Below are 13,414 nucleotides of genomic sequence, written 5' to 3'. Positions count from 1 at the left end.
AAAACCCCATTGGCGGGCCATGAGTTCCTTGAGCCGCGTCTGGGCATGGTCCGCCTCGCAGATCCCGTCCTTGGCCGTCACGGTATCGGCGCCCAGGAACGCGCGGCGGTCAAAGCTCATCCGTTCCAGGGACGTCTCCACCAGCGGACCCACGAAGCTCTGGCTCACTGTGCACAGCCTTCCAACTTCAGGCCCGGATCCGCTCCCTTCGTAATCTCATAGAAGCTTCCTCGAATGACCTTCGCGCTGACAGGACGCCTAGGTTGCTCCGGGACGTCGAACGACTTGTTCGCAACGGCGATCTCGGCGAAAGTGACAGCTTTTGTAGAACTTCAGATGCGGGTTTAGGGCCTGACCGGACCACAGTTGAGTCTGAGCCATTCCCGGTGGAGGTGATGGAGGTGCAGACAGTTCCGAGCCGACCACAGGGGAGGCTGGGTCCTTGTAGTCCGCCCTTGACGTCGTTGGCCCAGCTGCGGTGCACGTCTCCGGGGAGAACCGCGGCGCTGCGGATGTTCGTGTCCTCCCAGCCCTGCGTTATCCGGCGGCGCGACACTGCGTTACCGTCCCACTCGTCCATGGAGACGTAGTCGATCTCCGGGGCCGGGATCTGGGGCTCCCTCTGCGCCGAAGGCCCGGTTCCCCAAGAGTGCGGGACACTGGAAGTCCCGACCATGAAAGCGGGCCACCTTGATTAGTCTCCAGCACGGTGCCGACGGCTCCATCAGGCTTCACCCGGCTGATTCCATGGGACTGAGCAGGGCCGGCGGCGCCGGCCATCTCGATCCGCTGCTGTATCCGTGGGACCCGCCCGTGGTCTCGGGTGTCATGGACGGCAATGAATTCCGGTCCCTTGATCTTTCCGCCGGACTGGATGAAGCCCTTGCGCAAGCCGGCGCGGCACCCCTGGAGGCCCGTTCCCTGGTGGTCTCCATCGGCTCGAATTCAAGCGCCGACGTGATGCGGCGGAAATTCGCCAGCTACCGCCAGCCTGTCAGCGCGGTCCTGCCGCTGGTCCGGGGGGCAGCTGCACAACATCGCCGTTGGCCACTCCGCCCACGTGAGCAAGGCCGGCTACATCGCCGCCGCCCCGTATCCGCTGACGGGAGAGTGCACAGCGGTCTGGCTTTCGTGGCTGGACGATGTCCAACTGATGGCCCTTGACGAAACGGAGCCCAACTACCGGCGGATCCGGCTCGACGGCGAAGCCTGCCCGCTCGTAGCGGACCACGGGGAACGCCCGGAGGGGTTTTCGCTGTTCACCTCGCGCTGGGGCGTGCTGACCGACGGCGACGGCGGGAAGCTTCCCTTCCTCGACCAGCCTGCCCTCTTCGGGCTCCTCGCCGGCAGCGGCACCGGGGACCTCCTGGAGGAGGGGAAGTCTGTATTCGACGGGCCGCCGGAGGTTGTTGCCGAGCAACTCGCGATGCCCTCGGTCCAGGCATGGGCCAGGGACTGGTTCAGCTCCGCCGGCCTCGCCGCACCAGTGGACTTCGACAGTCCTTGACCGGGTAGCCGCCCCTCTGGCACGCCGCCTTCATCGGGCGGCGGCGTCCTTCCCAATGTTACCGGCGATGTGCTGTGCAATGTATTCGGCATCGCGGCCCACACCCGCCACGATGGACGATCCGTGCCCCGTGAGCCACGGCAACCCGACGGCGTACAAGCCCGGGTGTTCGGTGACGCCGCGGTGGTGGCGGGGGTAGTTCCATTCGTCCAGCACCGGGATGTCCAAGATGCTGAAGTCCAGCCGGTAGCCCGTGGCCCAGAGGACCGACGTGACGTTGGCGGCTTCGAGATTCAGCCGCGCCGGCTCCGAAGGAAGCCAGTCGTCCTTGCGCGGTGGCTCCGGCTCCGGTGCCGACATGCCGGCGGCGGCAATATAGCTGTCGAACATCGGCTTCATCCGCTGGTAGAACGCCGCCTCCACCAGGCCCAGGCGTTCCGGAAGGTCATCACTGAAAACGAGGTCGCCGTCGTCGGCTGCTTCCAAATGGCCGTGCAGCCGGACGCCGCGCCGGCCGAGGTCCCGCAGGTGGATGTCGTGGCCGCCGTCGGCGCCGGACACCAGCGGGTTGCAGGCGAACCTCGCCGCGGGGGAGGGCAGCTGCCCCACGGTGAGGCCGTTCAGTCCGAAGTCGGGGCCGAACTGTGCAAGCTGCATCATCCAATAGAGGAGGTCCCTGCCGCGGTACCGGCGCGGCGCTTCCGGGCACGTGGACACCGCGAGGTGGATTTCGCGGCCGACGGCGAGGAGTTCCTCGGCGATCTGGCCGCCGGACTGGCCTGTGCCAACGATGAGCACGGCACCCTCGGGCAGCTGGCCCGGGTTGCGGTAGCTGTCGGTGTGAAGCTGCAGGATGTGGCCAGGCAGCTGGGCCGACAGCGCGGGGATTTTCGGCTTCTGGTAGCCGCCGGTAGCGAGACAACGCCATGTAGTCTCGTTTCGTTAGCGTAACCCGAAGGAGGCATGTGTGGTTCGAGCGGAAAACGGGACTCTTGCGGGTGTTCTGGAAGGCAAGAAGCAATACCAAATTCCGCTCTACCAGCGCGTGTACTCGTGGGGCAAGAAGCAGCTCGACCAGCTGTGGTCAGACGTCGTGGAGCTGGAGCGCACTCTTGTCGACGACCCGAAGGCCTCGCACTTCATCGGCTCCCTCGTGCTGGCGAGCAGTCCTGACTTCGGCGCCATCGGCGTCAACAAGTTCCTGGTCGTCGACGGTCAGCAGCGCCTGACGACCCTAACTCTCCTTCTGGCAGCGCTCCGCGACCACTTGATTGAGACGGGAGACACCGATCGGGCGAGCGGCCTTGACGCACAGTACCTAATCAACGTCTTCGACAGCGGCAAACCGCTTAAGGTCTTGCCGACCCAGACGGATCGGCCCGCATACATGGCGGTTCTCAATCGTGCGCCTCAGGCTGGCGGGGAAGATGCCGTTGGCGACGCGTACCGGTTCTTTCGCTCGAAGATCGCTGCGGCCGGGGACCCGGACGACCCAAATGACCTGGAGATGCTCGAAGCTGCTGTCGTTCGCGGTCTCGCGCTTGTCGTCGTCACAGCGGAGCCCTCGGACAACGCACACCGCATCTTCGAGTCGCTGAACAACACGGGCCTCCGGCTGACGCAAAGTGACCTGCTCAAGAACTATCTGTTCATGCGACTCGGTGACCGCGCAGATTTGGTCTACGAGAACGTTTGGCTTCCACTTGAGAAGAAACTCGACTCTGAGAATCTCGAGCTGTTGTTCTGGCTGGACCTCGCTCAGCGCGACGAACGAGCCAAGCAGTCGGACACCTACGTCGGACAGCAACGGCGCCTGGAGAAGCTGAAGACTGTCGATCAGATCGAGGCCGAGGTGGTCCGTATCGCCAAGCTCGGCGACGTGCTCGCGACCATTCTCAAGCCTGCGGGGGAGAAGCACGCCGAGATTCACCGCCGACTCACCAGGATCAAGTCCTGGGGCTCGACGACCGCGTATCCGGTGGTGATGCAGATCCTTGCGCGACGTGCTGCCGGCACCGCGGCTGACGATGAAGTAGTGCGGGCGCTGACGTATCTGGAGTCCTACTTCGTGCGGCGCATCGTGATTGGGCGTGCCACCGCGAATCTGAACCGAACGTTGCTCCAGGCTGTGGGTGCTATCAGCGAGGCGGACCACATCGACGTCGCGCTGCGCGAATACCTGTCCCGCGGCCGCAAGCACTTCGCGACCGACCTACAGGTTCGCGAGGCTGCAGGGACCGTTGCGTTTTACTGGCAGGGCCGTGGGACGCAAAAGAAGCTCATCCTGCAGTGGCTCGAAGAGGCGTACCGCCCGAAGGAGATTGTCGACCTCGACCCTAGGCACCTAACAATTGAGCATGTGTTGCCACAGACTATGACTGATTCCGTGCGCACGATGTTCGCGGAGGGTCTCAGCGCTGACGCAGACATCGACTACGAACACGAGCGGGTCGTGCATACGCTCGGCAACCTCACTCTAAGCGGCTACAACAGCGAACTCAGCAACAAGCCGTTCGAAGAGAAGCGCGAGATGCTGGCCAGGAGCGGCGTATCGATGAACCAGGCGATTGCTGCGCGCGCTACATGGGGCCTCGACGAGATCAACGCCCGCAGCGCTGAACTGGCAGAGAAGATCATCGAACTCTGGCCGGGTCCGGACGAGAGTGTCGTCGCTGTGGGCGACGAGCCGTCAGCCCTGCGTAGCCGGGTTGCTGCCATAGTCGCCGAGATCCCTGCAGGGCGCTGGACTTCCTATGGCGACGTCGCGATTGTCGCCGGCACCTGGGCTCAGCCGCTGGCTGCAATGATCGCGAACTACCCAATGGCCAACGCTTGGCGGGTCCTGCAGAGCAGCGGGACGATCTCATCTGGTTTCCGTTGGACCGATCCCGCCCGCGTCGATGACCCGCGGGTGGTGCTTGAGAAGGAGGGGCTCCGGTTCGATGAACAAGGCCACGCGGATCCCGAGCAGTTCATCGGTGCAGGAGAGCTCGCGGAAGCTTCCGGCTTTGATGTCGACGAGGAGGCGATGACCACCCGCCGCAAAAAGATGAGCGGTCACACTGGGACCGGAAGCCGAGTGTCAGTGAAGGACGCCCAGCTTGCGTTCTTCGAGCGGGTACGCGACTACGGCCTGGTGAAAGCGACCCACATCAGTGCCTGGCGCAAGCCCGCCCCTCAGAACTGGTACGACGTCGGCATCGGAGATTCCCGTGCGGTGATCTCCCTCCAGGCCAACTCGCAGAAGAAGCTCGTCACAACGATCTTCTGGATCAACTACGACAAGGACCTCTACGCGAAGCTGTTGGCGCAGCGCGAGGCCATCGAAGCCGACCTTGGCTTCGTCCTCGAGTGGGACGACAAACCCGACCGCAAGGCATCCAAGCTCGTCATCAGCCGTCCCGGCGACTTCCTAGACGGGGCTCAGTCCCAGGAGCTCGTCGAGTGGCTCGTGGCTACCGGGGACACATTCGCACGAGTCTTGAAGAAGTACCTGTGAAGGCTTCCGCACTCCTCTAATAAAGACGTCGGTCGGATCCCCTTGGGCTTGCGGCCGGAGGGGTCGCTTCGGTCGGAGGTGACCTCGCCGCCTACGGCCGGGTTGGGCGGGTCATTGAGAAGGACCGTCTTGTTGAAGCGGCAGTGGAGTCCGGATTAGTGCTCAGAAGCCCAGACTCGCGCTCATCGTTCAGCTCGGGCGCTGGAGTCTGAGCCGCTCCATCGCCCAATCCCAGCGGATCAGCTCTTGTTCCAGGCGGACGGCCGGTCCGTAGGTGTCGTTGCCCAGTGCTTCGTAGAGGAGCGCTTCTTCAGCCGTCAGCCTGGTCAGCGCAGCCCGCGACGGCGACGGCTCCGTTCCCCATGCCTCCCGGTGCGCGAGCAGGGTTTCCTCGTCCATCAGCACGCTCTCCACGTGCGGGTGGACCGCGCGGAGCTGGTCGAGGATCCGGAAGCCGTGGGTATCGACGTCGCCCCAGTACAGGATCTCGCACTCACGGAGCCAGTCGGCATCCCGCAGGGACGAAAAACCATAACCGGCTCCATACAGGGCCAGCGTTCCGGGACGCTCCGGCAGGGCAAGGAAGTTGACCAGGTTCTCAGTCGCAATCACGGTGCGCACAGGCAGCTGCAGGGTGCTGAAGGCTTCAGCTGTGACCGTGATGTCCACGGCGCCGCCCAGAGCAGAAATCGCAGGGTCGAGGACGCGGAACCGGACGAGCTCAGGCGGATGCAGGAACCCGTGCCGGCGGGCAAAGCGTGCCGCCGGAGTGCGGCCGGCACCTTCGTCCAGGGCAACCTCCGGCTCGGCCGGTTCCACGGGAGGTTCTTCCACGGACGCTGCCACGACAGCGTCCGGCTCATCGATACCGGAATCAGGCATGAGCGCACCGAGCAGCTGATCTATGTCCTGCCGGTGCCGCTCGATGAATTTCGTGTGCACCCCGTGCAGCCCGAGCTGCCGAACGTAGATTCCAGGCTTGCGATTGTCTCGAAGCCACAGTGCTACCCGCGCCGCGGGAAGGGCGTCAGGTCCCAGCTCCAAAAGCCTCAGCGGTCGCCGCACAGCCCAGTCCAGCAGCAGCGGATCGATTTCACTAAGGCCGGACGCCAGCTCCCTGAACCGCGCCGCCTCGCGCGACTTGCCAACAAAGCCGATCTCGTCCTCCACGGTAGCGAATACCGCCCCGGCCGGAATCCGGTTGGAGCCGACCGTGCGGCGCCCTACCTCCACTGTCTCCAGCTCGTATGGCCCGGCCCCAGCGAACAGCTCAGCCGCCCACCGCTGGGCCGCAGCGTAATCGCTGAGGAGGGCTGCCGCCGTCGGGCGTTTCAGCGAACGACGGCGCGGGTACGCGCCCGACGGTTCCAGCAGCTCCCGAAGCAGCGCACCGCTGGTCCACGCCTTCAGCGACTGCGCCCGCAACCCAGCCACCGTAGTCCAGGACTCAGCGCGGAAGTCCCTTCCCAAACCTCGCAAGCTCGATTCGGGGCCCTCGGGACGCCGGTTAGGCACGCCGGTCCCGTTCGTCCCGGTACTCCTGGATGGTCATGTTGCGCAGCTGGGAGTCGTCGCCGTTGGTGTTCGCCACGAATCCCACGTGCGAGACGAACGGCTCGATCACATGGATCTTCTGCAGCGGCGTGACGATCAGCAGCTGAAGGTTCATCCGCTGGAACAGCTGCAGCCCGTACCGCGCGGACTCGTCGGATCCGCGGCCGAACGCTTCGTCGATCACCACAAACCGGAAACTCCGGCCGGACTTCTTCCCGGCCGCACCCGCCGACGTACCGCCCGCCGCCGACCCCAGCCCGAACTGGAAGGCCAGCGCCGCCGCGAGGATCGTGTATGCCAGCTTTTCCTTCTGGCCGCCGGACTTGCCGCCCGAATCGGTGAAGTGCTCGAACTCCTCGCCCGTTTCGGTCCACTTCTCGGATGCGGAGAATGTGAACCAGTTCCGCACGTCGGTGACCTTGGCGGTCCACCGCTCGTCCAGCGTGGTCAGGCCCTCCCGGCCGCGGAAGCGCTCGATCAGCCGCTCCACCTGCAGATACTTCTGCTCCGAGTACTGGTCCTCGTCGCCGATGGTCCCCTCCGAGCACGCCCGCAAATCCGACATGAACTCGCGCACGTCCTGGTCCGAGGTGTTCTGGTGCTCCAGCTGGATGTGCCGTCCCGGGTTGTACTCAATCCCGGCCAGCGACTGGTTGATCTCACCGATCCGGGTCACGATGTCCTGCCGCCGGCTGTCCAGGAACGCGTTGAATGCCACCACCTCGTGGATGGTGTTCTGGTTCAGGGACTCCTTGAAATGGGACTCGAAGCGGGGAAGATCGTTGCTGACCAGCTGCTCCAGCAGCCGGTTGTAGTCCCCGGCGGCCTCGAGGGCGGCGTCGATGTCCGTAGTCTCGTTCGGGTACTTGTTACGAAAGTCCGCCATCAGCCGGACGGTGCTCTCTGCCGCCCGCGCGATCCGCTTGGACAGCGCGTCGATGGTGTCCGTCAGTCCGGCGCGGACCGAGCTCTCCACCGTGCCGGTGTTCTTGTACGTCAGCGTCTTGTCCCCGAGTGCCGCGGCGGTGAGCTGTTCGACGGCGGCCAGCACCCCGCCGTCGTCCGTCAGGGGAGTCTCCGCGAGAATGCCGCGGCATTCCTCGACGGCTTCGGCGATGTCCCGCGCGTCCTTCTCATTCGCGCCCAGGCGCTCCCGCAGTTTGCCGGCCTTGTCCTCCAGCCGCTCCAGCTCGGCGGTCACCGCGGATTCCTTGGCCGTCAGCTGCTTCAGCACGTCACTGGCGGTTTCCAGCTCACGCTTCTCGGCCTTAAGCTCTTCGATCCGCCGGGCCGTGAGCTGCCAGCTGATCTCGCCGAAGTCGGCCACGGAGCGCACGGTGCCGAGCTGCTGGTTCCGCCGGCCCAGCGCGCCGAGCGACGCGTTGACCTTGTCCAGCTGCGCCTCTGTCATCTGGAGCTGGCCCTTGACCTCGTCCTGTTCGGCGAGGAAGCGGCTGATCTTGTCGTGGTTGTCCCAGCCGAGCACATAGTTGCGCCGGTCCGTGAGCTCCCGCCGGTCGTCTTTTTCGTGCCTGCCGCGGCCGCCCTTGAGCTGTCCGTTGACGGTGAGCGCCTTGGGATAGCGGCGGAAGTCCTCGAGGGTGTCGCAGCAGACGTGGTCGAACCGGGTGGCGAGCTCGTCCAGCAGGAAGTTGCGGAACGGCGTGCCCGGCTTGATGCCGATCTTGGCAGCGAGCGTGCCCGCTTCGGCAGCCCGCGCGGCGGGGGATTCCCCGATCCTCAGGTAGACCAGCCGGCCGCGCAGGTTGTTCGCATCCACCCAGCTGCTCACGGCCGCATAGTGTTCGGCCGGCACCAGCAGGGAGAGGGCGAAGCCGTGCAGCGTGCGTTCGGCCGCCCCCTCCCACGCGCCCTCGCCGTCGCGGACCCGCAGCAGTTCGCCGGCGTACGGCAGCGCCGCTTCCGCGATGCCTGTTCCGTCGCACAGCCGACGGCGGAGCTCCAGCTGGGGGAGCGGGAGCAGGTTGGGGCGGGACTGCAGGCTGCGGAGTTCCGCGCCGATCTCGGCCAGCCGGGCCGTCTGCTCGGTGCGGGTGATGGTCAGTTTTGTCCGGTCGTCCTGCAGCTCATCGGACTGGGCGCCGAGCTGCGCTTCGACTTCGCCGAGCCCGGCACGGTTGGCGTCGAAGAACACCTTGTCCTCGGGCGGGCGGAGCCCCAGGTCCTTCGCCGCGGCGGCGTAAGTGTCGAAGCGCTGCCGCTGGATCCGCGACTCGACAGCGTGCCGAGCGATGTCAGCGTCGATCGCCGCCAGCCGCCCGCCGCCGTTGGTGCGGATATCCTCCTGCACGGCCTGCAGCTCGTGCCGCAGCGCCGTGATCTCCGTGCGCAGCTTGGTGCTGTCCTCCAGCAGCCGTTCCCCGGTTCGTTCCAACTCGGCCTGGTGCTCCAGGCTCAGCTGCAGCCTCCGGTCAGTGAACCAAAGGTGCAGTTGATCCCGCTGCCGGCGGGCCAACTCGTCCTCGCGGCTCAGCTTCGCGTGCTGGGCGGCACCGTCCCTGATCGGCGTAAGCAGGGCGATCTGGTCCTTGGCCCGGAGCACCGCATCGTGGGCTTTTTTCAGATCGTCGAAGTGGTGGATGAGGTTGCCGATCCGCTCGCCGACGTTGTCCTCCTCCAGCATGTTGGTCCGCACGAAGGAGGTGATGTTCTCGACCTGCTTCATGGAGACCGTGCGGTGGAACAGCTCCATGGCCTGGTTGCCGCTGATGCCGAACTGCCGCTTGAACGCCGCGGCGTAGGGCTCGAAGGTGTCGTGCACGGCGGCACCGGCGGCTCGGAGCTTCCTTTTCAGCAGGACCGGGTCCTGGCCGAAGTTGGAGAAGTCGGCCGCGATGGACTGGTCCGCTTCGGCCAGCGAGTAGAAGCGGCTGGGCTGGCCCGCCTCCTGGGTGGCCCAGAGTGTGATGGCCAGGGTGACCGACTTTTCCAGGACGGCATTGTGGAAGACAGCGAGCACCACGGTCAGGGCGCCGGTGCCTCGCAGCGCCACCGGTTTGGAGTACTCACCGCCGATGCTGCGCGTGCTCTTATGGAAGCCGCGGACGTAAGACATCAGCGAGCGTTCCTTCTTCTGCGCGCCGGCGGCCTTGTTGTATTCGATCCGGTTGGCGGGCAGGAGCAGGGTGGTGATGGCGTCGACGACGGTCGACTTCCCGGAGCCGATGTCGCCCGTGAGGAGGCTGTTGGCGCCGTCCAGCCGAAACGTCCGCACGCCTTGGTGGAACGTGCCCCAGTTCAGCAGCTCCAAACGGTGCAGCCGGAAGCCGGGGGGAGTGCCGGCGTCGTCCGTCTTATCCTCCAGGCTGAAAAGGGTGTCCTGCAGTTCGGCGGTCACTTGTTGTCCTCCTCTTCTGCGCTGGCGTCCGGCGTTTCGGTCCCGCTGACCGGCGTTCCGGCGAGTGTCGCCCGGTAGTCCGCCAGCCGCGCGTCGAACTCCTCCAGCCACTGGGCGTCCACGAAGGCCTTGAGGATGCGGGCCACCTCGTATGTGCCCGGCTGGCCCTTCAGCCGCCGCAGAAAACCGAGGTCTACCACCTTCTTAATGTCGGTGGCGAGCCGGTCCATGATCCGGGCCTCGTTGCTGGATTCGGGCAGGAAGACGGCGACCATGTCCGCGATGTCCTGCTCGGTCATGATGAGCCGGAGCTCGCTGCTGTTGGTGTCGAACTCCAGCATCCGGCCGCGCAGGAGGGCCAGCAGCAGGCTGACGTTGAAGGTCAGCTGCCGCCGCGGAATCAGCCGGGGGAGCGTCCCGTCGGGGTCTTCGCGCGACTTCAAAAACGCGTAGCCCTCAGATTCGTCCAGGATCAGGTCAAGTCCCAGCACGGATACGTAGTCGCGGACCTGGGAGGACAGGCCCAGCAGCGACTGCCAAAGCTTCTGGTCCCCTTCGGCGTACAGCACGCCTTTGAACAGCCGGGTGACGACGCCGGGAAGTTCCTCGGGTGTGCGGAGTTCCGTTTCTGCAGTGGCTGGAGAATTCGCTGCCGGATTCATGCTGGCCTTCCGAAGATGATCTGTTCGAGGGTGGCTTCGCGGATGCGGCCGTCGGGCAACTGCCAGGCGATTTGTTGGGAGGCGTCCGGGTTGATGCTGGCCCAGTCCGACTCGGTGGCCAGCTGGTAGTAGCCGACGATCTCTGCGAGCCCCTGCGAGACGGGGTAGGCGGCGGTAACCTCCGCGAGGGTGGCCTGTTCCGTCTCGGCGAGGACGGCGTCGATGTTTGCCTTGAGGCGTTCCTTGTCCACGTGGAACTGGCTGAACAGGGCGCCGGCGTCCACGTCCGCGTCGTCGGCGGTGAGGACGTCGTCGTCGACCATCACCCGCCGGCTGGGCTCATAGAGGGGACGTTCGAACGGCAGCGTGATGTCGACGGACGGTGCCGCAATGGTCATGAACTCCCCCGACGGCGGCTGCTCCCGGGTGGCGAGGGCGCCGGATTCGACGCTCCGGATGAGCTGCATGATGCGTTTGTTTTCCAGGAAGACCTTGTCGTCGAGCAGCCGGCGCATCTGCTGGGACAGCTGGCGGACGGTGCCCTGGGTCTGTTCGACGGCGGGCAACCAGTCCTGGTGCAGGTTCGCCACGGCGTGGAGGTTCTCGGTGTGGGCGAGGGCTTCGATCTGGGTGGCGCGTTGGAGGAGTTCCTGCAGTCTTCTCCGGGATTCCGGCGACATGAGGTAGTCCCAGAAGCCCTGGAACGTCCGGCCTTGCAGGGAGCTGCTGATGTCCTGCTGGTTGGCGAAGATCGATTCCAGGAGCTCACCCTGGGTGCCGTTCCAGGTAGCGATCTGCTCGCGAACCTGGCGGTCCAGTTTCCGGAAGTTCTGTTCGACCTCGCGGAAGTCCGAGAGGAGGTCCTTGGCCAGGGCGGTCAGCTGCTGGAAATGGTCCAGTGCTTCCGGGCCTGTCATGACGCGTATGTTGCCGTCCCGGATCCGTTGCATCTCGGCGTCGATCCCGTCGCGCTGTTTTTGAAGCTCAGCGAGCCGTACTTCGGGGTCCGTTTCGGACTGCTGGACCAGCCGCTCGAGGACGGCGAAGATGCTGGTTAGCCGGGACTGGGTGGCGACGAAGTCGCGGCCGCGCAGGCTTTCCACCCAGCGGACCACGTCCTCGGCCGCCGCGGTGAGATCGTAGCGGGGCTCGTCCTGGCCCTGGGTATAGTACTTCCGCAGCCACGCTCTCTCAGGAGCAGCCCAGTCATCCAGATACTCGGCTGCCTGCCGCGGGAACTTGTCCTCGCCGTAGGCATCGCGGAGGCCGAAGAGGACGTCGTCCAGGCTGTCGATGAGCTGCTGGCGGCCCAGGTTGCGCTGGTTGGGGCCGGTGAAGGCGGCCATGAAAAACGAGATGGCGAGCGGCGCGTTCTGGGCGCGCAGCAGGGACCAGCCTGCATGGTTCTCACGCAGTGCGTTGATTGCGTAGTAGTCCATCCGGTCCTCGCGGTGTTGCGCATCACGTCCTTGGATTCACTCTAGAGTGCGCCGCGGACATTTTCTGTGGAGAAGGTGTCACGAGGATGGCGTCCCTGGAGCAGGGGGCGACGTGGTCGCCTTTACGGCCCGACTCTGCTGACGTGGAATGGCTACCTCCTCGTGGCGTTCGCCTTCGGAGCCTTGGGGGATTTCGAAGCCTTCGGGGGCAGGCCAGCCACGTGCTCGAATGCCTTCTCCACCCAAGCCCTGGCCCGCGCCTCATCGCCGTCGCCCTCGGCATTCCAGATCTCCGGCAGCCCGGTGTAGCCGCCCATCGGACGCTCGGCCGGTCCGAACGGAACAGTCCGCTCGGTACTTTCGAGCATTTCCTTGTCTTCCGCGCCCAGCTTCACGCCGATGGTGGGCCCGAACAGGCCGGCGAACATGTTCCCGTTCACGAACGCCCCGAGGTTCCCGAACATGGGCTTGACGACCACCTCGGGACGATCCGGGAGCACCGAGCGGAAGTGCTCCTTGTCGGCGTCGGACGCTTTGGGCATTTCCATGGGTCTTCCTCCGGTAACTGACGGTCACGGACTGGTCTTCCTGCAGGATATGCCCGCGGCGGGGACCGGTACAGGCTGTCTGCCTGCAGGCAGCTGGCGCGTGTGCCGGGCTGCCGCGGGCGGTGGCCGCGCAGATGTTGAGAAGATGGGGGTGTGGTAATCCGCCCCAAGAATCTCCTGTACAGTTGATCCTGTTGTTGTGTTTATGCAGTTCGTAGTTCAGGCAGTACGCAAGGTTGCAAGACCTTGTTCTTCTGAAGCAGCGGTTTTGAGCACCCCAAACAGGAGGACCCGAAAGTCGGGACAGTTCCTCCACCTTCACGAAGGACAAAAATAATGGCTACTGGTACCGTCAAATGGTTTAACGCTGAAAAGGGCTTCGGCTTCATTTCCCCCGATGACTCCTCACAGGACGTTTTCGCACACTACTCTGCGATCAACTCCTCCGGCTTCCGCTCCCTCGAAGAGAACCAGAAGGTCTCCTTCGAAACCGAGCAGGGCCCCAAGGGTCCCCAGGCCACCAACATCCAGGCTATCTAATTTCCTTTTAGATACCCGGGACCGTTAGGTTTCGAGCAGGGCCCGTCTTCGGACGGGCCCTGCTTTTGTTTAACCCACCTGTGCTGTGTCAGGCCCTCTCAACCGCCAAGCTCCAGTTGAAGTTCGACGTCGACCTCGTCGCCGGCGCGGAGGCCCGCCGCCGTCCTGACGCTCTTCTTGACCGGCAGGAGGTACGAGCCGCTCTTGCTGTCCGGGAAAACCGACGTGGACCAACGTTCCCCGGCGATGGAAGCGGTCACCTTCACCGAACCGAAGGCCTTGGCGAACGGGGCGGCGTCGTCCCTGA

The 13,414-nt window shown here is 65.0% G+C and carries 10 protein-coding genes and 2 pseudogenes; 3 read left to right on the top strand and 9 right to left on the bottom strand.

Annotated elements, in window-relative coordinates; genetic code table 11:
• Window positions 1–9 precede the first annotated feature (9 nt).
• A pseudogene (locus tag AC1DBQ_RS00720) lies at window positions 10–183 on the bottom strand (DeoR/GlpR family DNA-binding transcription regulator); the annotation flags it as partial.
• Between the two features lie 4 nt (window positions 184–187).
• Entirely contained in the window at window positions 188–580 is a 393-nt protein-coding gene (locus AC1DBQ_RS00715) for an alkaline phosphatase D family protein (protein WP_476926711.1), read from the bottom strand.
• A 480-nt stretch (window positions 581–1,060) separates the two neighbouring features.
• Here AC1DBQ_RS00715 and AC1DBQ_RS00710 point away from each other — a divergent pair, with 480 nt between their 5' ends.
• Entirely contained in the window at window positions 1,061–1,507 is a 447-nt protein-coding gene (locus tag AC1DBQ_RS00710) for a hypothetical protein (RefSeq protein WP_476926657.1), read from the top strand.
• A 30-nt stretch (window positions 1,508–1,537) separates the two neighbouring features.
• Here AC1DBQ_RS00710 and AC1DBQ_RS00705 read toward each other — a convergent pair.
• Window positions 1,538–2,425 (bottom strand): annotated as a pseudogene (locus AC1DBQ_RS00705) (NAD(P)/FAD-dependent oxidoreductase); the annotation flags it as partial.
• Window positions 2,426–2,474: 49 nt separating this feature from the next.
• Here AC1DBQ_RS00705 and AC1DBQ_RS00700 point away from each other — a divergent pair.
• The gene (locus tag AC1DBQ_RS00700; RefSeq protein ID WP_476926656.1) at window positions 2,475–5,006 is read left to right on the top strand and encodes a DUF4268 domain-containing protein; all 2,532 of its coding nucleotides are present in this window, start codon (window positions 2,475–2,477) and stop codon (window positions 5,004–5,006) included.
• 189 nt (window positions 5,007–5,195) lie between these two features.
• Here the strand turns inward: AC1DBQ_RS00700 and AC1DBQ_RS00695 are convergent, their stop codons facing one another.
• From AC1DBQ_RS00695 to AC1DBQ_RS00675, 5 genes are all read right to left on the bottom strand, one after another.
• A complete protein-coding gene (locus AC1DBQ_RS00695) occupies window positions 5,196–6,440 on the bottom strand; it encodes a Wadjet anti-phage system protein JetD domain-containing protein (RefSeq protein ID WP_476926655.1) in 1,245 nt (414 codons plus the stop codon).
• A 73-nt stretch (window positions 6,441–6,513) separates the two neighbouring features.
• A complete protein-coding gene (locus AC1DBQ_RS00690; RefSeq protein ID WP_476926654.1) occupies window positions 6,514–9,918 on the bottom strand; it encodes an ATP-binding protein in 3,405 nt (1,134 codons plus the stop codon).
• The gene (locus AC1DBQ_RS00685; RefSeq protein ID WP_476926653.1) at window positions 9,915–10,580 is read right to left on the bottom strand and encodes a DUF4194 domain-containing protein; all 666 of its coding nucleotides are present in this window, start codon (window positions 10,578–10,580) and stop codon (window positions 9,915–9,917) included. The genes AC1DBQ_RS00690 and AC1DBQ_RS00685 overlap by 4 nt, the downstream gene beginning before the upstream one ends.
• Window positions 10,577–12,019 carry a DUF3375 domain-containing protein gene (locus tag AC1DBQ_RS00680; protein WP_476926652.1) on the bottom strand — a complete coding sequence of 481 codons (1,443 nt, stop codon included), beginning with the start codon at window positions 12,017–12,019 and terminating at the stop codon, window positions 10,577–10,579. The genes AC1DBQ_RS00685 and AC1DBQ_RS00680 overlap by 4 nt, the downstream gene beginning before the upstream one ends.
• A gap of 152 nt (window positions 12,020–12,171) precedes the next feature.
• The gene (locus AC1DBQ_RS00675) at window positions 12,172–12,567 is read right to left on the bottom strand and encodes a TfoX/Sxy family protein (protein ID WP_476926651.1); all 396 of its coding nucleotides are present in this window, start codon (window positions 12,565–12,567) and stop codon (window positions 12,172–12,174) included.
• 336 nt (window positions 12,568–12,903) lie between these two features.
• Here AC1DBQ_RS00675 and AC1DBQ_RS00670 point away from each other — a divergent pair, with 336 nt between their 5' ends.
• Window positions 12,904–13,107 carry a cold-shock protein gene (locus AC1DBQ_RS00670; RefSeq protein WP_011690916.1) on the top strand — a complete coding sequence of 68 codons (204 nt, stop codon included), beginning with the start codon at window positions 12,904–12,906 and terminating at the stop codon, window positions 13,105–13,107.
• 98 nt (window positions 13,108–13,205) lie between these two features.
• Here the strand turns inward: AC1DBQ_RS00670 and AC1DBQ_RS00665 are convergent.
• Window positions 13,206–13,414 (bottom strand): DUF1905 domain-containing protein (locus AC1DBQ_RS00665; protein ID WP_476926650.1); only part of this gene is annotated, 209 nt, incomplete at its 5' end.

Source organism: Arthrobacter sp. 10T413_2 (genome assembly GCF_056394205.1).
Note: the sequence above shows the minus strand (reverse complement) of the source record. Positions and strands in the feature narration are given on the sequence as shown.